The organism is Streptomyces sp. NPDC037271 (assembly GCF_055603605.1).
In genome coordinates this window covers 123,900-146,163 of record NZ_JBVJVN010000011.1, presented here as the reverse complement: position 1 = coordinate 146,163, position 22,264 = coordinate 123,900, and the positions used below count along the sequence as shown (strand labels likewise).

General features: G+C 70.9%; 18 protein-coding genes and 1 pseudogene. 13 read left to right on the top strand and 6 right to left on the bottom strand.

The genetic code is table 11. The features are described from left to right. Positions 1-37: 37 nt before the first annotated feature. From ACZ7G3_RS20485 to ACZ7G3_RS20475, 3 genes are all read left to right on the top strand, one after another. On the top strand, positions 38-592 hold the full coding sequence (locus ACZ7G3_RS20485) for an ATP-binding protein (protein ID WP_470927280.1): 555 nt from the start codon (positions 38-40) through the stop codon (positions 590-592). Between the two features lie 140 nt (positions 593-732). Beyond that, on the top strand, positions 733-1,614 hold the full coding sequence (locus ACZ7G3_RS20480; RefSeq protein WP_470927278.1) for a helix-turn-helix domain-containing protein: 882 nt from the start codon (positions 733-735) through the stop codon (positions 1,612-1,614). 53 nt (positions 1,615-1,667) lie between these two features. After that, the gene (locus ACZ7G3_RS20475) at positions 1,668-2,273 is read left to right on the top strand and encodes a Uma2 family endonuclease (protein WP_470927276.1); all 606 of its coding nucleotides are present in this window, start codon (positions 1,668-1,670) and stop codon (positions 2,271-2,273) included. A gap of 126 nt (positions 2,274-2,399) precedes the next feature. On the opposite strand, the gene aspS is transcribed toward ACZ7G3_RS20475, so the two are convergent. Next, positions 2,400-4,163 carry an aspartate--tRNA ligase gene (gene aspS / locus ACZ7G3_RS20470; protein WP_470927274.1) on the bottom strand — a complete coding sequence of 588 codons (1,764 nt, stop codon included), beginning with the start codon at positions 4,161-4,163 and terminating at the stop codon, positions 2,400-2,402. Positions 4,164-4,343: 180 nt separating this feature from the next. Between aspS and ACZ7G3_RS20465 the strand changes: the two genes are divergently transcribed. Beyond that, complete coding sequence (locus ACZ7G3_RS20465) at positions 4,344-6,512, top strand: SpoIIE family protein phosphatase (protein WP_470927272.1); 2,169 nt, start codon at positions 4,344-4,346, stop codon at positions 6,510-6,512. Here the strand turns inward: ACZ7G3_RS20465 and ACZ7G3_RS20460 are convergent. The 3 genes from ACZ7G3_RS20460 to ACZ7G3_RS20450 form a co-directional block, all read right to left on the bottom strand. Beyond that, a complete protein-coding gene (locus ACZ7G3_RS20460; RefSeq protein ID WP_470927270.1) occupies positions 6,440-7,528 on the bottom strand; it encodes an AI-2E family transporter in 1,089 nt (362 codons plus the stop codon). The two genes, ACZ7G3_RS20465 and ACZ7G3_RS20460, sit on opposite strands and share 73 nt — an antisense overlap. Positions 7,529-7,665: 137 nt before the next feature. After that, on the bottom strand, positions 7,666-8,643 hold the full coding sequence (locus ACZ7G3_RS20455; RefSeq protein WP_470927268.1) for a pirin family protein: 978 nt from the start codon (positions 8,641-8,643) through the stop codon (positions 7,666-7,668). 135 nt (positions 8,644-8,778) lie between these two features. Beyond that, a complete protein-coding gene (locus tag ACZ7G3_RS20450; protein WP_019324792.1) occupies positions 8,779-9,258 on the bottom strand; it encodes an SseB family protein in 480 nt (159 codons plus the stop codon). A gap of 162 nt (positions 9,259-9,420) precedes the next feature. On the opposite strand from ACZ7G3_RS20450, the gene ACZ7G3_RS20445 reads away from it, so the two are divergent. The 6 genes from ACZ7G3_RS20445 to ACZ7G3_RS20420 all read left to right on the top strand — a co-directional run bounded on the left by ACZ7G3_RS20445 (position 9,421) and on the right by ACZ7G3_RS20420 (position 16,820). Continuing rightward, entirely contained in the window at positions 9,421-11,247 is a 1,827-nt protein-coding gene (locus ACZ7G3_RS20445) for an acyl-CoA dehydrogenase (RefSeq protein WP_470927422.1), read from the top strand. A gap of 98 nt (positions 11,248-11,345) precedes the next feature. Beyond that, positions 11,346-12,644: a M18 family aminopeptidase gene (locus ACZ7G3_RS20440; protein ID WP_470927266.1), complete on the top strand. Its 1,299-nt coding sequence runs from the start codon at positions 11,346-11,348 to the stop codon at positions 12,642-12,644. A gap of 123 nt (positions 12,645-12,767) precedes the next feature. After that, positions 12,768-13,019, top strand: a complete 252-nt coding sequence (locus tag ACZ7G3_RS20435) for a DUF6458 family protein (RefSeq protein ID WP_310872258.1) — start codon at positions 12,768-12,770, stop codon at positions 13,017-13,019. A gap of 76 nt (positions 13,020-13,095) precedes the next feature. Beyond that, positions 13,096-13,434 carry a hypothetical protein gene (locus ACZ7G3_RS20430; RefSeq protein ID WP_426602606.1) on the top strand — a complete coding sequence of 113 codons (339 nt, stop codon included), beginning with the start codon at positions 13,096-13,098 and terminating at the stop codon, positions 13,432-13,434. A gap of 310 nt (positions 13,435-13,744) precedes the next feature. After that, positions 13,745-14,362, top strand: coding sequence for a hypothetical protein (locus ACZ7G3_RS20425; protein ID WP_426602608.1), 618 nt, complete (start codon positions 13,745-13,747; stop codon positions 14,360-14,362). Between the two features lie 130 nt (positions 14,363-14,492). After that, positions 14,493-16,820, top strand: coding sequence for a hypothetical protein (locus tag ACZ7G3_RS20420; protein ID WP_470927264.1), 2,328 nt, complete (start codon positions 14,493-14,495; stop codon positions 16,818-16,820). A 76-nt stretch (positions 16,821-16,896) separates the two neighbouring features. Here ACZ7G3_RS20420 and ACZ7G3_RS20415 read toward each other — a convergent pair. Together ACZ7G3_RS20415 and ACZ7G3_RS20410 are read right to left on the bottom strand one after the other, a co-directional pair. Continuing rightward, a pseudogene (locus ACZ7G3_RS20415) lies at positions 16,897-17,025 on the bottom strand (thioredoxin-like domain-containing protein); the annotation flags it as partial. Between the two features lie 182 nt (positions 17,026-17,207). Beyond that, positions 17,208-17,600: a cupin domain-containing protein gene (locus ACZ7G3_RS20410; protein WP_470927263.1), complete on the bottom strand. Its 393-nt coding sequence runs from the start codon at positions 17,598-17,600 to the stop codon at positions 17,208-17,210. Between the two features lie 52 nt (positions 17,601-17,652). On the opposite strand from ACZ7G3_RS20410, the gene ACZ7G3_RS20405 reads away from it, so the two are divergent. From ACZ7G3_RS20405 to ACZ7G3_RS20395, 3 genes are all read left to right on the top strand, one after another. Further along, entirely contained in the window at positions 17,653-18,657 is a 1,005-nt protein-coding gene (locus ACZ7G3_RS20405) for a helix-turn-helix domain-containing protein (RefSeq protein ID WP_470927261.1), read from the top strand. After that, positions 18,654-19,148, top strand: coding sequence for an LURP-one-related/scramblase family protein (locus tag ACZ7G3_RS20400; protein WP_470927259.1), 495 nt, complete (start codon positions 18,654-18,656; stop codon positions 19,146-19,148). The genes ACZ7G3_RS20405 and ACZ7G3_RS20400 overlap by 4 nt, the downstream gene beginning before the upstream one ends. Positions 19,149-19,534: 386 nt before the next feature. Continuing rightward, complete coding sequence (locus tag ACZ7G3_RS20395) at positions 19,535-22,159, top strand: peptidoglycan recognition protein family protein (RefSeq protein ID WP_470927257.1); 2,625 nt, start codon at positions 19,535-19,537, stop codon at positions 22,157-22,159. The last annotated feature ends 105 nt before the right edge of the window (positions 22,160-22,264 follow it).

Sequence of the window (22,264 nt, the reverse complement as noted above, 5' to 3'; positions counted from 1 at the left end):
CTCCTCACGGTACGCAGCTGCGGCCACTCTGAGTGACGTGAACCAGAAACTCGCCCAGCACGGCGGACGCGTCCGCAACTTCAGCCTCCTGCTGTCCCCCACGCCACGCGGCGCCCGTCTCGCCCGACTACTGGCAACCGAACAACTGCGCGCCTGGGGATTGCCGTTGGACCCGGCGGCACACATCGTCGCCGAACTGGCGAACAACGCCGCCACCCACGGACGCGTCCCGGGCCGGAACTTCCAGCTCCTGCTCTACGTGGTCGGCGAGACCCTCCGCATCGAGGTCACGGACACGCGCGGTGACCGGCTGCCGTGCCTGCGTCCCACCGACCCCACCGCCCCCGCCGACGAGTCCGGTCGCGGCCTGGCTCTCGTGACGGCCCTCGCCGACCGCTGGGGCGTGACCTGCGGCCTGCCGCCCCGCAAAACGGTCTGGGCCGAACTCGCCCTCCCGGCACAGGAAGTACCGGAACGCGACGGGGCGGGTTCCGGCCGCACCTGCGCCCCCTATGCACCACCAACTGGGGAGAAAGCACCCCACCAAGCCCCTCCCCTCCCTCCCGTCGGGCGCGGTCACTCTCGCGAGTGAATATGCCAACTTGGCTGGATTCGGGGCTGGTTGTCTGCCTTACGCTCAGCGGCGACACACCACCAGACATGCGACGGCCCCCGCCGGGAGTGGGATCCCAATGCGAGGGCCTGACCACCAAGGAAGAAGACGCTTCCCCGATGGCTGCCCAGCACCCTAACGCGCCCATGCCCGCCACGTCCGGAGCCCTGGACGAAGACCACCCCCACGAGCAGCCGTTCGCGGGTGTCGTCCACGACAACGTCCGCCACACCGAGAGCTTCACGGTGATCGGCAACCACCTGGCCCAGCACAAGGATCTGTCCCTGCTCGCCATCGGGCTCGCCTGCTACATCCAGTCCGTGCGCCAGGGCACCTCCGTCGACATCAAGACCCTCGCCGCCCGCTTCCCCGAGGGCCCCACCCGCATCGCTGCCGGACTGCGCGAGCTGGAGAAGCACGGCTACCTGCAACGCACGTGTACGCGCACGTCCACCGGCCGGATCGTCACCCGCACGGTCTCCTGCAACAGGCCCGGACACAGCGGCGGCGGCGCACGGGAGGCGGCAACCCGCAGGCTCGCCCGGCGCGCGGCCCAGGAGAAGCCGCCGCCGCGCAAGCGCCTCCCCGCCGTGCCCCAGCCGTCGTGTCCCGCCCCCGCCCTCCTCCAGACGGCCGTCGACGTCCTCACCGGCCTGCGCCGCCGCGACCCCCGCCTCCTCCTCTCCGCCACCGACGCCGAGCACCTCGCCCCGGGCGTCGCCGCCTGGCTGGAACGCGAGGTCGGCCCCACCGCCGTACGCCACGCCCTGACCGAGAACCTGCCCAACGAGCCCCTGATCCGGCCGGCCGCCTTCCTCGCCCACCGCCTGACCGCCCAGCTGCCGCCCCCACCACCCCTCCGGCCACCGGCCCCGTCGGCCGCCGCCGAGTCCCGGCACCCCCTCCAGACCTGCGACGGCTGCGACCGAGCCTTCCGCGCCCCGACTCCCGGCCGCTGCCGCGACTGCCGAACCGATCACCCGGAGGACGCCCTAGCATGAACTCGACGATCCTTGCCCGAGCCCGTGGGCACACACGCCGAGGAGCGAGCGCCATGACCATCGCACCCGACAACGCGCAGCAGGGCGCCTCCCACCCCTACCGGGCCATGCGCGACTTTGTTCAGTCCTCGGACGACACGCTGCCCGGCAAGTTCGAGATCACCAAGGAAGGAATCGTCCACGACATGATGTCGCCCGGAGGGCCGCACGAGGTCACAGCTGCGCACATCAGCCGCCGTCTGGAGAAGATGCTGCCGGACGCGTTGCTGGCCCACACCGGAACACCCGATGTGGAGGACGAGCCCGAGGGCATCATGCGTCATCCCGACGTCATGGTGATCGCATGGGCGGACCTGGACGTCCAGGGCTCGATCGACCCTCGCGCGCTCATCGCCGCCATCGAAGTGGTCTCCCAGTCCAACCCGGACAACGACTGGGTCACCAAGATGCGCGACTACCCCCTCATGGGCATCCCCGTCTACGTGATCTTCGATCCTCGTAAGGGCGAGGGCGCCGTCCTCACCGACATCCACACCACCCCCGACGGCCCCCGCTACGCCACCCGCAAGGACTTCGTCTACGGCGAGGACGTCACCATCGCCGACTGGACCATCTCGACCCAGAACCTGCCGCTCTACCGGAGCGAGAACCAGGTGTGACGACGGCGAGGGGGGGGGGAACACCCCCCCCCCCCCCCCCCCCCCCCCCCCCCCCGCCCCCCCCCGCCCCCCCCCCCCCCCCCCCCCCCCCCCCCCCCCCCCCCGCTGCGGTACTGCCGCCGCAGATTACTTCGGCTGCGGCTTGCGCACCGTCAGGTGCAGTTCGCGCAGCCGGGTCTCGTCCAGCTCGGTGGGCGCGCCCATCATCAGGTCCTGGGCGTTGCCGTTGAGCGGGAAGGCGATGGTCTCGCGGATGTTGGGCTCGTCGGCGAGCAGCATGACGATGCGGTCGACGCCCGGGGCGATGCCACCGTGCGGCGGAGCGCCGAAGCGGAGCGCGCGCAGCATGCCGGCGAACTCGCGCTCGACGGTCTCCGCGTCGTAGCCCGCGATCGCGAAGGCCTTGAGCATGATGTCCGGCTCGTGGTTCCGGATGGCACCGGAGGACAGCTCGACGCCGTTACAGACGATGTCGTACTGCCAGGCGAGGATGTCCAGCGGGTCCTGGTTCTCCAGGGCGTCCATGCCGCCCTGCGGCATCGAGAAGGGGTTGTGGGAGAAGTCGATCTTCCCCGTCTCCTCGTCCTTCTCGTACATCGGGAAGTCGACGATCCAGCAGAAGCGGAAGACGTTCTCCTCGAAGTGCCCGGCGCGCTTGGCGGCCTCGACCCGCACCGCGCCCATGATCTTCGAGACCTCGTCGAACTCGCCCGCGCCGAAGAACACCGCGTGGCCGGGGGCCAGCGAGAGCCGCTTGGTCAGCTCCGCGACGTTCTCCTCGGTGAGGAACTTCGCGATCGGGCCGGTCAGCGAGCCGTCCTCGCCGACGCGAACCCAGGCGAGGCCCTTGGCGCCCTGCGTGACGGCGTAGTCGCCGAGCTGGTCGAAGAACTTGCGGGACTGGGAGGCGACGTCCGGCACCGGCAGGGCGCGGACGTGCTTGCCGGCGAAGGCCTTGAACTCCGAGCCCGCGAAGACGTCGGTGATGTCGACGAGCTCCAGCTTGGCGCGCAGGTCCGGCTTGTCGGAGCCGTACTTCAGCATCGCCTCGCGGAACGGGATCCGCGGGAAGGGGGAGGTGACCTCGCGGCCGCCGCCGAACTCGGTGAACAGCTCCGTCATCAGCCGCTCGACCGGCTGGAAGACGTCCTCCTGCTCGACGAAGCTCATCTCGACGTCGAGCTGGTAGAACTCGCCCGGCGAGCGGTCGGCGCGGGCGTCCTCGTCGCGGAAGCAGGGCGCGATCTGGAAGTACCGGTCGAAGCCGGAGATCATCAGCAGCTGCTTGAACTGCTGCGGCGCCTGCGGGAGCGCGTAGAAGCGGCCCGCGTGCAGCCGGGAGGGCACGACGAAGTCGCGGGCGCCCTCGGGGGAGGTGGCGGTGAGGATGGGCGTCGCCATCTCGTTGAAGCCGAGGGCCACCATCTTGCTGCGGATGGAGGAGATGACCGACGTGCGCAGCATGATGTTGCGGTGCATGCGCTCGCGGCGCAGGTCGAGGAAGCGGTACTCCAGGCGCCGCTCCTCGTTGACCCCGTCCTCGGCGTTGATGGTGAAGGGGAGCGGCTGGGCGGCGCCGAGCAACTCGACCTCGCCGACCTCGACCTCGACCTCGCCGGTGGGCAGGTCGGGGTTGACGTTGTCGGCGCCCCGGGAGACGACCTTGCCGTCGACACGGACGGTCGACTCCTTGGTCAGCTTGTCCAGCGCCTCGTACGCCTCGGTACCCGGACGGGCGACGAGCTGCGTGATGCCGTAGTGATCGCGCAGATCGATGAAGAGGATGCCGCCCAGGTCGCGCCGATTGTGCAGCCAGCCACTCAGTCGGACGTCGGTGCCGACGTCAGAGGAGCGGAGCTCGCCGCAGGTGTGGGACCTGTACCGATGCATCGTCGTTCATCCAGCCTTCGTGGATCGGGGATGGTGTTCCGCGTTTCACGTGAAACAACCCCAGCGTGAAACAACCCCCAGCGTACCGGCCGGGCACGGCTGTCCTCTTCCCCATTGACGCGACACGGGCCCGGGAGCGAGCGGTGGCAGTGTCCGATCCCCTCTTCCTACAGTGGATGAATGCGCACTGGTGAGCCCCTGCCCGAGGTGGGGGACGTCCTTGCCGCTCTCGCGACCGGTCTGTGGCACTGGGACACCGCCGCGGGGACGGTCACGGTGGACGCGGAGGCGGCCCGCCTGCTCGGGCTGCCCGCCGAACGGGCGACCCTCACCGAGGCCCAGGTACGGGCCCGGCTGCATCCGGTGGACTGGAACGAGATCACCGGGGTGGTCCAGCTCGCCGTCGCCGAGCGCACCCTCGCCGAGGTCCGGATCCGCATCATGGACGAACGGGGTCACATCGTCCGCGTCGTGCGCAGCCGCTCCAAGCCCTCGTTCGACCCCGTGCGCAAGGCGTACGAGCTGATCGGCACCCTCCAGGAGGTCGCCGAGCCGACACCCGGCACGCCCGCCGGGCGCAGCGCGGTCACCGGCGACTGGCGCCGCTCGCGGGAGGCGTTCCTCCTGGACGCGGGCCGGGCACTGGCCGAGGCGCGGTCCACCGAGGAGGTGCTGCGGGTCGCGGCGGGCCTGTCGATGCCCGGGTTCTCCCCGGACGGGCTCGCGGTGTTCGGGGTCTCGGGTGACCGCCTGACGGTCATCGGCCACCACGGACAGCCGCAGAACGACATGAACCCGTTCGTGAACATGTCGCTGGACACGGACTACCCGGCCGCCGAAGTGGTCCGCACCGGCCGCGCCGTCTACCTCTCCTCCCCCGAGCAGTACCGGTCCCGCTACCCCCTCACCTGGCCCCTCGCCGAGCGCTTCGGCCGCCGTTCCTGGGCCTTCCTGCCGCTGACCGTGGCGGGCCGCACGATGGGCGCCTGGTTGGCGGCCTTCACCTATCCGGTCGCGTTCACGCCGGACGAACGGTCGGTGCTGACCACCGTGGCGCGGATGCTGGCGCAGGCCCTGTCCCGGGCGGGCGCCGCCGAGACCCAGCGGGAGCTGACCGACGGTCTGCAGCGCACCATGCTGCCCGTGCTCGGCCCGGAGATCCCGGGCATGGGCGTCGCCGCCCGCTACGTCCCCACCGGCGGAGGCCTCCAGGTCGGCGGTGACTGGTACGACATGATCCAGTTGCCTGGGGGGCGCTTCGCCCTGGTGATCGGCGACGTCCAGGGACACGACGTACGCGCGGCCGGGCTGATGGGCCAGCTGCGCATCGCGCTGCGCGCCTACGCCGCCGAGGGGCACCGTCCCGACGCGGTGCTCTCCCGCGCCTCCCACTTCTTCCACGGCCTCGCCCAGTCCGGCGACGACCCCGGGGACATGCGCTTCGCGACCTGCTACTACGCCGAGGTCGACCCGGCGACCGGCACCGTGGAGAGCGCCCGCGCCGGGCACCTGGACCCGGTCGTACGCATGGCGGACGGAACGGCGCTGATCCTCGCCACGGCGGGCGGGCTGCCCCTCGGCATCGACCCGGACTCCGACTACCCGACCACGCGGCTCGCCCTGGAGCCCGGGGACACCCTGATGCTGTGCACGGACGGTCTGGTCGAGACCGGCGGCCACGACCTGCAGACCGGCTGGCACCGCCTCCGCGTCATCCTGGAGGAGCACGACGGCGGCCTGGAGGAGCTGGCCGACGCGCTGGTCCAGGCCGTCCACGGACCCTCCTCGCACCACACGACCGGCCCGCTGGCCGACCGGCGGGAGGACGACATCGCCCTGTTGCTGCTGTGCCGGCAGGGCGAGGGCTGCGGCTGCGGCGACAGCACCGTGGCCCGCGCCCCGGTGCGGCGCACGATGCTGACCGTCGCGCAGGCGGAGCCCGCGCGGATCGCCACCGCCCGGCAGCATCTGCGCGACCTGCTGCACGACTGGCCCAGCGAGGAGCAGCGGGACGCCGCGGTGCTCCTGCTCTCCGAGATGCTGACCAACGTCCTGGTGCACACCGACGCCGACGCCCTCCTGGTCGCGGAGGTCGCCGGCGAGCCGGGCGAGCGGCGGATCCGGGTGGAGGTCACCGACAGCGGCGCCGACCTGCCGCACAAGCGCCGGCCGGGGGAGATGGCCTCCTCCGGGCGCGGCCTGATCCTGATCGAACTGCTGGCGGACGCGTGGGGCGTCGCCCCGCGCGGCGAGGGCAAGAGCATCTGGTACGAGGTCTACGAGTCCGTGGAGCCGGACGGCGGCCCCGGAGACGGCCGCGGCCCGGCCGGCGACTCGGAGACCGCGTAACGCGCCTGGAGCTCGTGCACGATCCCGAACGCCGCGGCCGTGAGGGGAACGGCGAGCAGCATCCCGAGGATGCCCGCCACCGACGCTCCCGCGGTGAGGGCCAGCAGCACGACGGCCGGGTGCATCTGCACGGTCCGGCTCTGGATCACCGGCTGGAGCACGTGCCCCTCCAGCACCTGTACGGCCAGGACCACCCCGAGGGCCCACAGGGCGATGGCGAATCCCCGGTCGGCCAGCGCGACGAGTACGGCGACGGCTCCGGAGATGAAGGCGCCGAGGTAGGGGATGTAGGCGCCGACGAAGACCAGCGCGCCGAGCCCGATCGCGCCGGGGACGCGCAGGACGAGCAGCCCGACCGTGATGCAGGCCGCGTCGATGAGGGCGATGAGGGTGGTGCCCCGCATGAACCCCTCGACGGCCCCGAAGGCCCGCCGGGACATCGCCTCGGCCATGTCGGCGCCGCCGGGCGGGGCGATGGCGCGCACCGTGCCGACGGCCCGGTCCGAGTCGCGCAGGAAGAAGAAGACGAGCAGCAGGGCGAGCACGGCCATGGCGATCATCTCGCCGACGACGCTGATGCCGGTGACCACGCCGGAGGCGGCCGTACCGCCGAACTTGCCCAGCAGTTCGCGCGCGTTGGACGCGATGTCGTCCAGCGAGGTCCCGGCCGCCCCGAAGTGGTCGGCGATGTCCTTCGCGGCGTCCCGCAGTGAGGCGATGATCTGGTCGCCGGTCTCGACGAGCGCCGACACCACGATGTACACGGCCCCGCCGACCACGGCCACGACGGCGACGCAGGTGAGCCCGGCGGCCAGCGAGCGCTGCACGTGCGCCTTCACCAGCCACCGGTGCAGCGGTCGGAGCAGGGCGGTGCCGAGCAGCGCGAGCAGCACGGGCGTCACCGCGGTGCGGAACTCGGCGCAGAGCCGGATCGCGACGTAGACGACACCGCTGGCGAGGAGGATGACGGCGCACCAGGCGGCGAACCGACGGACCGGACCGGGAAGCAGCTGCACGTCCCCAGCCGATCACGCACCGGGCGGGCTGTCCTGCGCGGACGGCCCGCCCGGGTGACACGACGTCAGCGTGACGCCCTGTCAGCGCGGGAGCGCGTCAGGCGAGGCCTCAGGCGTGAGGCGTCAGGCGCGAGGCATCAGGCGTCCGGGCCCGCCGCCGACATGCCGTGCACCGCCGGGACGGTGCCCAGCCGGCCCTTCTGGAAGTCCTCGAACGCCTGCTGGAGCTCTTCCCGGGTGTTCATGACGAACGGCCCGTAGTGCGCCATCGGCTCCCGGATCGGCTGCCCGCCGAGCAGCACGACCTCCAGGTCCGGCGTGTGGGAGTCCTGCTTCTCGTCCGCGCGGACGGTCAGCGAGCCTCCGGCGCCGAAGACCGCCGTCTGCCCCAGGTGGACCGGACGCCGTTCGGCGCCCACCGACCCGCGCCCGGCCATGACGTACGCCAGCCCGTTGAAGTCCTCCCGCCAGGGCAGGGTGACCTCCGCACCGGGCGCCAGCGTCGCGTGGACCATCGTGATCGGCGTGTGCGTGATGCCGGGGCCCTCGTGGCCGTCCAGTTCGCCGGCGATGACGCGCAGCAGCGCGCCGCCGTCGGGGGAGGTGAGCAGCTGGACGGAGCCGCTGCGGATGTCCTGGTAGCGCGGGGCCATCATCTTGTCCCGGGCCGGGAGGTTCACCCACAGCTGGAGCCCGTGGAAGAGGCCGCCGGACATGACCAGCTGCTCCGGCGGAGCCTCTATGTGCAGCAGACCCGAACCGGCCGTCATCCACTGGGTGTCGCCGTTGGTGATGGTGCCGCCGCCGCCCTGGCTGTCCTGGTGGTCGAAGATCCCGTCGATGATGTAGGTGACGGTCTCGAAGCCGCGGTGCGGGTGCCAGGGGGTGCCCTTGGGCTCCCCGGGCGCGTACTCCACCTCACCCATCTGGTCCATCATGATGAACGGGTCGAGATGGCGGTAGTTGATCCCCGCGAACGCCCGGCGCACGGGGAAGCCCTCACCCTCGAAACCGCCGGGCGCGGTCGTGACGGTGAGCACGGGACGTGCGACGGCGTCGGCGGGTGCGGATACGCGGGGCAGCGTCAACGGGTTCTCGACGGTCACTGCAGGCATGTCGGTACCTCCTCGGGTACGCCCACTTTAGTTGAGCGTTGAACTTCTTGCCACCTGGAACGGAGAAAGCCCGGAGGGCATTCCCTCCGGGCTCACGAGCGGGACGCGGCGGCGCCGGCCGCGCCGCCGCCGGCACTAGCCATACATGCGGCGCATCGCAAAATCGACCATCTGTTCGACGGCCTTGGCGTCGAACACCATCCGGTGCTCGCCCTCCATGTCCAGGACGAAGCCGTAGCCGGTCGGCAGCAGGTCGATCACCTCCGCGCCGGTGATCACGAAGTACTTGGACTCCTTGCCCGCGTACCGGCGCAGCTCCTTGAGCCCGGTGAACATCGGGATCACCGGCTGCTGGGTGTTGTGCAGCGCGAGGAAACCGGGGTTGTCACCGCGCGGGCAGTAGACCTTCGAGGTCGCGAAGATCTGCTGGAAGTCCTCGGCGGACATCTGACCCGTGGTGAAGGCGCGCACCGCGTCCGCGAGCGAGGGCGGGGACGGCTCGGGGTACAGCGGCGGCTGCTGCCCGTACCCACCGGACATCCCGCCGGACATCGGCTGCTGCGGCGGGGCGTACTGCTGCTGCTGTTGGCCCGCGGTCTGGTCGTAGCCGTACATGCCGCAAAGAGTAGCGAGTGACGAGTCACAGATGCCCCGCTCGGGGTTGCTTCTTATTACCGGCGGGTAGCATCATCGGAGCTACTACTCGGTACGTGTAGTTGGTATGTGTACAGATGCGAGGAGTACGTGCCTCGCCGATCTCTCAACGGAGCCGTCGCCATGGGGCACTACAAGCCGAATCTCCGGGACATCGAGTTCAACCTCTTCGAGGTGCTCGGCCGCGACAAGGTCTACGGCACCGGCCCGTTCGCGGAGATGGACACGGACACCGCCAAGAGCGTCCTGGAGGAGCTGACCCGCCTCTCGGAGAACGAGCTGGCCGAGTCCTTCGCCGACGCCGACCGCAACCCGCCGGTCTTCGACCCGGAGACCAACACCGCGCCGGTCCCGGCGTCCTTCAAGAAGAGCTACCAGGCCTTCATGGACTCCGAGTACTGGCGCCTGGGCCTGCCCGAGGAGATCGGCGGCACCACCTCGCCGCGCTCCCTGATCTGGGCGTACGCGGAGCTGATCCTCGGCGCCAACCCGGCCGTGTGGATGTACTCCTCCGGCCCCGCGTTCGCCGGCATCCTCTTCGAGGAGGGCAACGAGGTGCAGAAGCACATCGCGTCCTTCGCCGTGGAGAAGCAGTGGGGCTCCACCATGGTCCTCACCGAGCCGGACGCCGGCTCGGACGTCGGCGCCGGCCGCACCAAGGCGGTTCAGCAGGAGGACGGCTCCTGGCACATCGAGGGCGTCAAGCGCTTCATCACGTCCGGCGAGCACGACATGTCGGAGAACATCCTCCACTACGTCCTCGCCCGCCCCGAGGGCGCCGGCCCCGGCACCAAGGGCCTGTCCCTCTTCCTCGTCCCGAAGTACGAGTTCGACTTCGAGACCGGCGAGCTGGGCGAGCGCAACGGCGTCTACGCCACCAACGTCGAGCACAAGATGGGCCTGAAGGCCTCCAACACCTGCGAGATGACCTTCGGCGACCGCCACCCCGCCAAGGGCTGGCTGATCGGCGACAAGCACGACGGCATCCGCCAGATGTTCCGCATCATCGAGTTCGCCCGCATGATGGTCGGCACGAAGGCGATCTCCACCCTCTCCACGGGCTACCTCAACGCCCTGGAGTACGCCAAGGAGCGCGTCCAGGGCCCCGACCTGGCCAACTTCATGGACAAGTCGGCCCCCAAGGTCACCATCACGCACCACCCGGACGTCCGCCGCTCCCTCATGACGCAGAAGGCGTACGCCGAGGGCATGCGCGCCCTCGTCATGTACACCGCCTCCGTCCAGGACGAGATCCAGGTCAAGGAGGCGAACGGCGAGGACGCCGCCACCGAGCACGCCCTCAACGACCTGCTCCTGCCGATCGTCAAGGGCTACGGCTCGGAGAAGGCCTACGAGCAGCTCGCCCAGTCGCTCCAGACCTTCGGCGGCTCCGGGTTCCTCCAGGAGTACCCGATCGAGCAGTACATCCGCGACGCCAAGATCGACACCCTGTACGAGGGCACCACGGCGATCCAGGGCCAGGACTACTTCTTCCGGAAGATCGTCCGCAACCAGGGCGCCGCGCTGAACTCGCTCGCCGAGGACATCAAGAAGTTCCTCGCCCTCGGCACCGGCGGCGAGGAGCTGTCCGGCGCCCGCGAGCACCTGGCCAAGGCCGCCGTCGAGCTGGAGGCCATCGTCGGCGTCATGCTCACCGACCTCGCGGCCACCGAGCAGGACGTCAAGAACATCTACAAGGTGGGCCTCAACACCACCCGCCTCCTCATGGCCTCCGGTGACGTGATCGTCGGCTACCTGCTCCTCAAGGGCGCCGCCATCGCCGCCGAGAAGCTGCCGACGGCCTCCGCCAAGGACAAGGCCTTCTACACCGGCAAGATCGCCGCCGCGAAGTTCTTCGCCGCGAACGTCCTGCCCGGCCTCACCCTGGCCCGCAAGGTCGCCCAGGGCGTCGAGCTGGACCTGATGGAGCTGGACGAGGCGGCCTTCTAGCCCACCGGGCCCGGTCTCCACACTCCCCTCACACCCTCACGAGGGCCCGCTCCCGGTCTACCGGAAGCGGGCCCTCGCGCGTCGTTAAGGTAAACCCCATGAGCGCACCCACCCGCTTCGACCGCGGCCACACCGACGACCTCATGTCCTTCCTCGCGGCCGGCCCCACGCCGTACCACGCCGTGGCGGCCGCCGCCGAGCGGCTGGAGAAGGCGGGCTTCCGGCAGGTCGCGGAGACGGACGCCTGGGAAGGGACGAGCGGCGGCAAGTACGTGCTGCGCGGCGGTGCGATCGTGGCCTGGTACGTCCCCGAGGGCGCCGCACCGCACACCCCCTTCCGCATCGTCGGCGCGCACACCGACTCCCCCAACCTGCGCGTGAAGCCCCGCCCGGACAGCGGGGCGCACGGCTGGCGCCAGGTCGCCGTGGAGATCTACGGCGGCCCCCTGATGAACTCCTGGCTCGACCGCGACCTGGGCCTGGCCGGCCGCCTCACCCTGCGCGACGGCACCACCCGCCTGGTCAACATCGACCGCCCGCTGCTCCGCGTCCCGCAACTCGCCATCCACATGGACCGCAACGTGTCCGCGGAGGGCCTGAAGCTCGACAAGCAGCGCCACCTCCAGCCCGTCTGGGGCCTCGGCGACACCGTCCGCGACGGCGACCTGATCGCCTTCCTGGAGGACGAGGCGGGGCTCGCCCGCGGCGAGGTCACCGGCTGGGACCTGATGACGCACTCCGTGGAGCCCCCGGCGTACCTGGGCCGCGACAAGGACCTGGTGGCCGGCCCCCGCATGGACAACCTCCTGTCCGTGCACGCCGGGGTGGCCGCCCTGGCCGCGGTCGCGACCTCCGGCGCGGACCTCCCGTACGTCCCGGTCCTGGCCGCCTTCGACCACGAGGAGACCGGCTCCCAGTCGGACACGGGCGCGGACGGCCCGCTCCTCGGCAGCGTGCTGGAGCGCTCGGTCTTCGCGCGCGGCGGCTCGTACGAGGACCGGGCGCGCGCCTTCGCCGGCACGGTCTGCCTGTCCTCCGACACCGGCCACGCCGTCCACCCCAACTACGCGGAACGGCACGACCCGACGCACCAGCCGCGCGTCAACGCCGGTCCCATCCTCAAGGTCAACGTCAACAACCGTTACGCCACGGACGGTTCGGGCCGCGCGGTGTTCGCCGCCGCCTGCGAGAAGGCGAACGTCCCCTTCCAGACCTTCGTCTCCAACAACTCCATGCCGTGCGGCACGACCATCGGCCCGATCACCGCGGCCCGGCACGGCATCAGCACCGTCGACATCGGCGCGGCCATCCTCTCGATGCACAGCGCCCGGGAGTTGTGCGGCGCCGACGACCCGCACCTGCTGGCGAACGCGCTGGTGGCGTTCCTGGAGGGCTGAGCCCCGAGCCCGCCCCGGCCGGAACGCCCGTGCGCCGCATGGGTGTTCCGGCCGGGGGTACCCGAGCGGAACCGGATCGGCCGGAAAACCGGAACCGACCGGCTCTACAGGGAGGCAACACTCATGGGCCTCGGCGGGTGCATCATCCTCATCGCCGTGGGAGCCATCCTCACGTTCGCGACCGACTGGGACATGCAGGGCGTCAACCTCGACCTGGTCGGCGTCATCTTCATGATCGTCGGCCTGATCGGTGTCGCGACGTTCAGCAGCATCGCCCGGCGCCGCCGCGTCGTGATGCCGCCGACGACCCCGGTCGTCGAGGACCGGCCCCACCACCACACCCGGGACGGGTACAACAACGGCTACGGCTCGTGATCCGAACACATTTACCCGTGCAGTTCTCCACGCAGGTGGACTCTACTGAGTTATTAACTCAGTAGAGTCCACACTTATGGATTTCACCGTTATCGCGCACGCCGTCGAAGTGGACCACGGCATCAAGCGCTTGTCGATGCGCTTCATCAAGAGGTACGCAGCGCCGGATCGCCAGCGTCTGAGCGCTGAACTATGCGCGGACATCTCACAGGAGTTCGAGCGACTGGGTTTGCTCACCCTGCCCAGACGGCTGCCGACTTCGGAGAACGAGTACGTGTTCGTGATCGAGAAGGACAGTCCACTGGGCCAGACCGTGGCCCTCGCCACGTCGCTGGCCATGCTCGACAAGCTCGGCGAGAACCGGCTGTCTTTTCTTTTCGACAACTATCCGGAAGTCAGAACGCTTCTGACGTGAATGGCCAGTGATCGGACATTACAGAACAAAGACCGGTCAGAACCCGTTAATCGCATGAGTACAGCTTTTCACCGGCGCTAGATTCAGGACTGCGCGAAGCGAAGGCGCCTGCAACGCGCGAGCACCGCCGTTGCAGCGGACGCTCCATCAGTTCACTTGTTGTGGCATGGAGTCAACCATGAACGCTATCGCGGATCATCTCGCCGGTCCCGCCGCCGGCGGCGGAGACGATCTATCGCCCGAACCGCCCATCCGTGCGAATACACATCCCCGGTGTGTCCATGTCTGCGTCTTCTCGGGAGACCGCGACATGTCCGTGGCCGGATGGCTGCGCATCGACAGCACTGCCGTGCAGTCCAAGTCCGCCGTCGCGGTCTGGTCCGAGTTCCGCGAGGCGCTCCACGCCGACCCCGCGCTGAATATCCGGCGCGGTGACACGCTCCGCGCCAGAAAGCTCGCGGCCGGTCAGGGCAGGCCGCGCCCCTCCTCGGCGAGGAGGGGTCCCAGCAAGGCCGAGCAATGGGGGCACCGGCACGTCCTCCGGCGGGGACTCACGGCCATCGCCTCGCTGCCCGGCACCACCGTCGGCACCGCCCGGGTCCGCGCCCCCGGTACGTCGGGGCCCACGGACGCCCTGCTCAGACAGCTCGCGCGGAACACCCCGGCCTCCGCATCAGGGCTTGCCGTCGTTCGTGCGAACACCGCCGCCGCCTCGTGGTACGACCTCGCCACCGAGCCCCCGCTCGCGGCGCCCCACCTCTCCGACGGCCCGCCCCACGCGGCGGCCGGGACGGAAAGCCTCCTGGAGGCGGCGGAATTCGTCGCCTACTGCGCCTACCAGTCCCTCGCCCGACAGCACAACCGCCGCTTCCTCTGGGAGTGGCTGCCCGAACTGCTTCCCGGCGCCGGGTTCCCCTTCGACCTGTGACACGGCGCGCGGGCCTCGGCTCCGCGCGCCTCGCCCGGCCTCTTCCGTCCACTCCGTACTCGGACCCGCTCGGTCCGCTCGATCCGTCCGATCCGATCGCCCCATCCGATCCGTCCGAGAGGACGTCGCCATGTCCCACAACGCCCCCCGCTCCCTCACCGTGCAGTGGGGCTCCGATTCCGTAGTGGTATCGAATGTCGAGCCGCGACTGCCGCCTCCCGGATCCGACGCCGGTCTCGCCGAGGTCCTCGACGCGGGCAGGGCCAATCCTGTCGCGCTGCTGCCCGACGCAGCCTGGGAGGCCGTCGGCCGCGCCACGACCAGCCCCGAGGCGGTGGCCGTGCAGTTGCGGCCCACCGCCTCGGAACCCAACGGGCTGCTCATGGCCGAGAACGTCGACGGCGCGACACTGCGCTCGATCGTCACCCGGGTCCACCTGAGCGAACTGCTGCCCGGCATCCAGCCCCGTACCGGGATGGAGGTCATGGAGATCCCCGACCCCCAGGTACAGGGGATCACCACGACCGACGGCCGCCCCTGCGCCAGCGTCCGGTGCCGGTACCAGGACCTCGACCATCTGCGGGACCACGTCTGGCAGACGCTCCACGGGACCCTGTCACTCAACAGCTACGGGCCCTCGGTCCTGGCCCGGAAGATCACCCGGAACCTGATCACCCACCCGGTCGAAATCTGGTTCGAGGACGGCACGGAGTCCTTCCACGCCCTCGTGGTACGAGACGGCATCACCCGGCTCGCGAGCGCCTGGGAGGTCCTCGCGGGACCTGACGCGGACGCCGCGGAGGTCGCCGGCCTCGCAGTCGAGTCACTGTTCGGCAAGACCCCCGCCGCGTCCAGCGGTGATCCCCTCGGGCGGCGGCTGGCCGCCGGAAGGCAGAAGTGGAGGCGACGGATCACCGAGGAGTTCGACCGGGAGATCGCCGGGCCGGAACCGGGACCGCGCGCCGCCCAGATCGCGCAGACCTGTGTCGTCCCGGCCCAGATCGCCGTCAGCGCGGAAGGGCACCCCGGACATCTGCTCGCCGCCGAGGATGTCTTCGACGACGCGGTCCGGTCCGTACTGGCCTCGGTACACGTCGAGTTCAAGCAGTGGGACACGGCGGCGCAGAACGTCGAGGTCGCCACCCGCGCCCTGAAGCGGGTGATCCAGCTCGGCGACTCGCTGGTTCCCAAGGACGACCTCCAGACCGTCTACGGACTGGCAGTGGGCCGCATCCCGTCCGAGGACCTGCCCCACGTCTTCGGCGACGCCGTATCACCCCCCGGCACGGCGCTGTGGCGTGCCGTTTACCTGGTGCACGCCCTGACCCGCCCTGAGCTCCTGGACCTGCTCAAGGACCAGGCCAAGGCCATCAAGGGCGGCAAGCGCATGGGGCTGAAGGGTTTCTCGGAACTGCTCGGCCCCCTGATCGACCTGCCCTGGCGTGCGCACAAGAAGCACGTCACGAAGCAGGCCCGCAACGCCTGGAACAACGGGGGCGTCCTCACCACCGACGTCCTCCAGGAGTGGGACCCGCGGCCCACGGACGATTTCACCGCCCTCGTGGCACCCGCGATGGCCGGGGACACGCACGCCCGCTGCACCCTGGCCGTGGCCGGCGGGGTGGCCCTGATCGCCGACAAGCTCCTGACCCGCAACGTCGGATCGGCGCTGATGGCGGCCAAGGAGAAGGGCGGCGTACCGTTCCGGGCGGACGTCAACCAGGTCATCGAGGACCTGTCCCGGCAGAACAACGAGGTGGGGTTGTGGACGCTGGCTCTGGCGGCCGAGCGGTTCCGCGGCGACACGCTGCCCGAGAACGCGGTCACGATGCGGCAGTTGACCCGGAAGCAGCAGGCCGGCGCCGCAGCGAGCGGGGGGTACGCACACTTCCGGGTCGACCTCACCCAGCAGGACCGGACCGCGCGCGACGACGACGGCGTACCGCAACTGCTGTCGCAGTGGGACGTCGTGTGGGCCTCGAACCCCGACCGTGCCCGCAAGGCGCACCCTCCCCAGACGGGGCTGTTCCCCGCGCCGCGCCCTGGGGCAGGTGCGCAAGGCACCGAGAGCACCACACCGACCGAGGCGGGCACCGCCCGAGAAACCCAGGATGCCGGAACGGAGAATGACGCGGAGAGCGCCGACGGCCCGGCGGCCCCCTCCTCCGGGTCGGCCAGCCAGCGCGCCGCCGGCCAACGGCAGAACCTGAAGGCGAACGTGACCGCGGCCAGAGACGCCCTGGACCAGCTGTTGCTACTCGAACCCCAAGTCGGCAATCACACTCCCGTCATCCCGCAGCACACCCTCGACATCTTGCTCGACCAGCTCATCAGCCTGCAGACGGACGTGGAGAACCTGCGCCGGAAGGCGCAGGCAGCCGGTTCCACCGACGCGGAGCAGAGCACCGAGGAGGACACGGATCAGCCCATCGAGGAGATGGAGGAAGCGAGGGTCTAGACCCCGGCGGACTTGTTCCCTCAGGGCTTCCGTCCGCCACCTCGTCCATGCCCGCCAGACGGGAGGCAGCCGGCCCGAAGTTCCCGGAAGCCAGCAGCGATGCCTCGTCGGTGCAGTGCGGGGTGGCCGGCTCAGGCTGCGGCGCGACGTACGGCCCGTCGCCGCGCCGCAGCGTGCCCCGCGCCACGTACTCCGCCTCCAGCTTGTGCTGGACGGCGCGGGCCCGCCGGGTCGATGACCACGGGCGGCGGCCGGGCGCTCGCGGCGAGGAGCTGTGGGGGCGGGCCTGGAACTTTGCCCCCTACATGAGCCTTTGCCCCCGTACATGAGAGGGGCGCGGCGAGCGGGACGCGCTCGAGCGTCAAGGGGGACGCCCGGCGCCGCCCCTCAGGTCAGCGCGTGCCCCGTCGTCGCGTCCACGTGGGCGGGCACCTCGTCGTGCCGGTCGCCCACGGTCGACGTCCCCGTCGGTTCGAGGAGCAGGATCTCGGTGGGGACGGGGGCGTACGGCTTGTGCTCCGTGCCGCGCAGGACGGTGAAGACCGAGCCCTTGGGCAGGACGACCGTGCGCTCCCCGGCGGGTTCGCGCAGCGCGATGCGGAGTTCGCCGTCGAGGACCAGGAAGAACTCGTCGGTGTGGTCGTGCACGTGCCAGACGTGCTCGCCCTCGGCCTTGGCGATACGGACGTCGTAGTCGTTGACGGCGGTGACGATGCGGGGGCTCCACTGCTCGGTGAAGGACGCGAGGGCGGAGGCGAGGGAGACGGGTTCCTGTGACATGACGTCATCGTGCGGGCTGCCGCACCCGGCGGACGAGTGCTAGAAACCGCACATGCCGCAAGGATCCTCTCAGCCGCCGCGACCCCACCGGGTCGCCGTGATCGTCGACGAAGGCACCAACCCGTTCGAGGTGGGCTGCGCCACCGAGCTGTTCGGGCTGCCGCGGCCCGAGCTGGGGCCGGCCGAGCCGCTGTACGAGGTGTCGCTGTGCGGTCCGGCCCCCGGGATCCGGATGAACCACGGGTTCTTCACGCTCGCCGGCGTACCCGGGCTGGACATCGCCGACGGGGCCGACACGCTCGTGGTCCCCGGCCGGCCGGACAACGTCGTACCGCGCGGCCCGGCCGTCCTGGACGCCATCTGGCGCGCGCACGCGCGGGGCGCACGCGTCGTCAGCCTCTGCACCGGCAGCTTCGCGCTCGCCGAGGCCGGGCTGCTGGACGGGCGGCGGGCCGCCACGCACTGGCTGTGGGCGGACTCCTTCCGCCGACTGCACCCGAGGGTGCTGCTGGAGCCGGACGTGCTGTTCGTGGACGAGGGCGACATCCTCACCGCCGCGGGCAGCGCGGCGGCGCTCGACCTCGGGCTGCACATCTGGCGCAAGGACCACGGCGCCGAGACCGCCAACGCCGTCTCCCGGCGGCTGGTGTTCGCCACGCACCGGGACGGCGGGCAGCGGCAGTTCGTGGAGCGACCGGTGCCGCACGTGCCCGACGAGTCGCTCGCGCCCCTGCTGGAGTGGGCGCAGGAGCGGCTGGGCGAGCCCCTGACCGTGCCGGACCTCGCGCAGCGCGCGGCGGTGTCACCGGCGACCCTGCACCGGCGGTTCCGGGCGCAGCTGGGGACGACGCCGCTCGCCTGGCTGACGGCCGAGCGCGTGACCCTCGCCCGGCGGATGATGGAGCGCGGGGAGGAGCGGCTGGACGTGGTCGCGGCGCGGAGCGGGCTGGGGACCGCCGCGAACCTGCGGGCCCGGCTGCGGCGCGAGACGGGGCTCAGCCCGTCGGCCTACCGGCGGCGTTTCGGCCCGGGCGCGGGGGAAGCGATCACGTCATGAGATTCCTCGTGTACGACCGGCTCCTCGGCATCGGTGACGACTACTGGATCGAGGACGACCGCGGAAACAAGGCGTACCTCGTCGACGGCAAGGCGATGCGGCTGCGGGACACCTGGGAGCTGAAGGACACCCGGGGGAACGTGCTCATCGACATCCACCAGAAGATGTTCACCCTGCGCGACACGATGGTGATCGAGCGGGGCGGCGAGCCCCTGGCGCGGCTCAGGCGGAAGCGGCTGTCGCTGCTGCGCAACCACTACCTGGTCTCCCTGGCCGACGGCACCGAGCTGGACGTCAGCGGCAAGATCCTCGACCGGGAGTTCGCCATCGAGTACGACGGTGAGCTGCTGGCCGTCGTCTCCCGGCGGTGGCTGACCCTCCGGGACACCTACGGCGTCGACGTCGTCCGGGACGACGCGGACCCGGCGCTGCTGATCGCGCTGACGGTGTGTGTGATCCACCTGGCGGAGAAGGAGCGGGGGGACGACTGACGGCGGTGCGCGACGAAGCGGCCGGGGGACTGGGCCGGGGGGCCGGGGCCGGGGGGCCGGGGCCGGGGGGCCGGGGCCGCGAGGCCGGGGCCGCGAGGCCGGGGCCGCGAGGCCGGGGGCCGGGGCGGTGGCGCCCCGCCGGTACGGCGTCCGGACGGCAGGGTCCCGGCGCCCGGCCGGTACGGCCCCGGCGCCCGAAAGGTACGGCCCCGCCGGTAAGGCGCCCGCGGCACGCGTACGCGGCCCGCGCGGCGCCCGGGTCCCCGGCCGTCACGGCGTCGCGGACGGCGCTCCGCACGCCCCGGCACATGGCGTTCCCGCGCGGGTCAGTACCATGCGGTCGATCGTTCGTGTCATGTTCATACAGGGGTGGGAACAACTTGAGATTGAGACGTCGAGTACGCCGTACGGCCGTGGGCTCCGCCCTCGGTGTCGCCGCGGTCCTGAGTCTGCAGAGCGTCGCGGGCGGTGCCGCGGTCGGGACCGGGAACGAGACGGCGCACCAGCCGAGCGTGTACAGCGCCGCCGGGCAGGAGTCCGCGCCCGTCAAGAGCGAGGTGCACAGGCTGGCGCTCGCCGACAAGGGCCGGGGAGAGGCCGCGCTGTCCCGGCGGGACACCGAGCGCTTCGCCCTCCTGGGTGTCTCCTGGACGGACCCCACGGCGACGGTCGAGGGAACCATCCAGGCGCGGGCCAGGAACGCCGAGACGGGTGAGTGGACCGAGTGGAAGGACCTCGAGCCCTACCCGGCGCTGCTCGACGGCCGTCGCGCGGGCGCGCGCGGTTCCACCGAGCCGATCTGGGTCGAGGCCTCCGACGGCGCCGAAGTCCGCATCAGTGACGGCGCCGCCAACGGCACCCTGCCGGCCGGTCTGCGCCTCGACCTGGTCGACCCGGGCACCACCGAGGCGGACGGTGCCTCCGGGACCCTGAACGCCGAGCCCGCCGCCTTCGCGCAGGACGTGCCGCCCACGACGCCCGGCCCGGCGTCCTCGGCGCCGCAGCCGGCCATCGTCTCCCGCGCCGACTGGGGCGCGGACGAGAGCCTGAACGACGAGGGTCCCATCTACCTGCCGGACGGCAAGATCCGGGCCGCCTTCGTGCACCACACGACGGACGCGGAGTACGACTGCTCGGAGTCCGCCGCGGTGGTCCGGGCGATCCACGTCTACCACGTGAAGACCAACGGCTGGCGCGACCTCGGGTACAACTTCCTCGTCGACAAGTGCGGCAAGATCTTCGAGGGCCGTCAGGGCGGCATCGACCAGCCGGTGATGGGAGCCCACACCTACGGCTGGAACTCCCAGTCGACGAGCGTCGCCTTCATCGGCAACTACACGCAGCGGACCGCGCCCGACGCGGCCCTGGTCTCGGCGTCGCGGGTGATCGCGTACAAGCTCGGCCAGTACGGCGTCAACCCGGCCGGCAAGGCCACGCTGACCGCGGGCGCCACGCAGACGAACTACTTCCGTACGTCCTTCACCGCCGGTCAGGACTACACCTTCGACGCCGTCTCCGGGCACCGCAACGGCTACAACACCGAGTGCCCCGGCACCATGCTGTACCCGCAGCTGCCCACCATCCGCGGCTACGCGAGCGGCACCGTGGCGGGACTCGCCGTCACGTCGCTGAGCGGTGAGGCGACCAAGGCGGGCAGCGGCTACCAGACGCCCGGCCAGGCCTCGGTCAACTGGACCACGTCCACCCAGAACGGACTGATCCACAAGTTCGAGGTGCTGGTCGACGGCCAGGCCGTCGGCTGGAGCTGGGGCCACATCCGCACGTCGTCCGTCACGATCGAGGGGTACGGCGCCCACACGGTGGCCGTCCGCGCCACGCACACCTCGGGCAAGGTGACGACGTCCGCTCCGGTCACGGTCACCGTGCCCGGCCCGAAGACCTTCAAGCCCGTCACCCCGACCCGGCTGATGGACACCCGGTCGGGCCTGGGCGTGGCGAAGGCCAAGGTCGGCTCCGGTGACGAGGTGGTCCTGCAGGTCACCGGCAACGGCGTCGTCCCGTCCACCGGCGTCGGCGCGGTCGTCCTGAACGTCACGGCGACCAACCCGACGTCGACGAGTTACGTGTCGGTCTACCCGAACGGCACCGAGCGCACGTCCGCGTCGAACCTGAACTTCACCGCCGGCCGGACCATCCCGAACCTGGTGGTCGTCCCGGTCATCGACGGCAAGGTGCGGTTCTACAACCACGCGGGCACGGTCGACCTGATCGCCGACGTCACGGGCTACTACACGACGGGCACCGACGGCTCGACCCACGTCAACATCGGTCCGAAGCGGCTGATGGACACCCGCTACGGCATCGGCGTGGCCAAGGCGGCCGTCGGCCCCCAGGGCACGGTGACGCTGCCCGTCGCCGGCGTCCAGGGCGTCCCGGCCGAGGGCGTCACGGCGGTGGTCCTCAACGTGACCGCCACCAACCCGACCTCGTCCTCCTACGTCTCGGTCCACCCGGACGGCACCACCCGCACCTCCGCGTCGAACCTGAACTTCACCGCCGGCCAGACCATCCCGAACCTCGTGGTCGTCCCGGTCGTCAACGGCAAGGTGAACTTCTACAACCACGCCGGCACGGTCGATCTGATCGCCGACATCACCGGCTACTTCACCTCGGGGACCGAGGGTGCCTCGCACATCAACATCGGTCCGAAGCGGCTGATGGACACCCGCTACGGCATCGGCGTGCCGAAGGCGGCCGTCGGCCCCCAGGGCACGGTGACGCTGCCCGTCGCCGGTATCCAGGGCGTCCCGGCCGAGGGCGTCACGGCGGTGGTCCTCAACGTGACCGCCACCAACCCGACCTCGTCCTCCTACGTCTCGGTCTACCCGGACGGCACCACCCGCACCTCCGCGTCGAACCTGAACTTCACCGCCGGCCAGACCATCCCGAACCTCGTGGTCGTCCCGGTCGTCAACGGCAACGTGACGTTCTACAACCAGTGGGGCTCGGTCGACCTGATCGCCGACATCACCGGCTACTTCACCAAGTGAGTCCCGCCTGATTCCGAGCAGTGCGTCACGACGGCTCCCAAGGCCCGCATCCGGCCTTGGGAGCCGTCGTCGTCGTACGGGGCGCCGACGCACCCGCGGCCGGGC

What these genes read in the sequence shown, in the direction of transcription:
- ACZ7G3_RS20480 (WP_470927278.1), top strand. Translation starts at nt 733, where the DNA reads ATGGCTGCCCAGCACCCTAACGCGCCCATGCCCGCCACGTCCGGAGCC.
- ACZ7G3_RS20475 (WP_470927276.1), top strand. Translation starts at nt 1,668, where the DNA reads ATGACCATCGCACCCGACAACGCGCAGCAGGGCGCCTCCCACCCCTAC.
- aspS (WP_470927274.1), bottom strand. Translation starts at nt 4,163, where the DNA reads ATGCATCGGTACAGGTCCCACACCTGCGGCGAGCTCCGCTCCTCTGAC.
- ACZ7G3_RS20465 (WP_470927272.1), top strand. Translation starts at nt 4,344, where the DNA reads ATGCGCACTGGTGAGCCCCTGCCCGAGGTGGGGGACGTCCTTGCCGCT.
- ACZ7G3_RS20455 (WP_470927268.1), bottom strand. Translation starts at nt 8,643, where the DNA reads ATGCCTGCAGTGACCGTCGAGAACCCGTTGACGCTGCCCCGCGTATCC.
- ACZ7G3_RS20450 (WP_019324792.1), bottom strand. Translation starts at nt 9,258, where the DNA reads ATGTACGGCTACGACCAGACCGCGGGCCAACAGCAGCAGCAGTACGCC.
- ACZ7G3_RS20445 (WP_470927422.1), top strand. Translation starts at nt 9,421, where the DNA reads ATGGGGCACTACAAGCCGAATCTCCGGGACATCGAGTTCAACCTCTTC.
- ACZ7G3_RS20440 (WP_470927266.1), top strand. Translation starts at nt 11,346, where the DNA reads ATGAGCGCACCCACCCGCTTCGACCGCGGCCACACCGACGACCTCATG.
- ACZ7G3_RS20435 (WP_310872258.1), top strand. Translation starts at nt 12,768, where the DNA reads ATGGGCCTCGGCGGGTGCATCATCCTCATCGCCGTGGGAGCCATCCTC.
- ACZ7G3_RS20430 (WP_426602606.1), top strand. Translation starts at nt 13,096, where the DNA reads ATGGATTTCACCGTTATCGCGCACGCCGTCGAAGTGGACCACGGCATC.
- ACZ7G3_RS20425 (WP_426602608.1), top strand. Translation starts at nt 13,745, where the DNA reads ATGTCCGTGGCCGGATGGCTGCGCATCGACAGCACTGCCGTGCAGTCC.
- ACZ7G3_RS20420 (WP_470927264.1), top strand. Translation starts at nt 14,493, where the DNA reads ATGTCCCACAACGCCCCCCGCTCCCTCACCGTGCAGTGGGGCTCCGAT.
- ACZ7G3_RS20410 (WP_470927263.1), bottom strand. Translation starts at nt 17,600, where the DNA reads ATGTCACAGGAACCCGTCTCCCTCGCCTCCGCCCTCGCGTCCTTCACC.
- ACZ7G3_RS20405 (WP_470927261.1), top strand. Translation starts at nt 17,653, where the DNA reads ATGCCGCAAGGATCCTCTCAGCCGCCGCGACCCCACCGGGTCGCCGTG.
- ACZ7G3_RS20400 (WP_470927259.1), top strand. Translation starts at nt 18,654, where the DNA reads ATGAGATTCCTCGTGTACGACCGGCTCCTCGGCATCGGTGACGACTAC.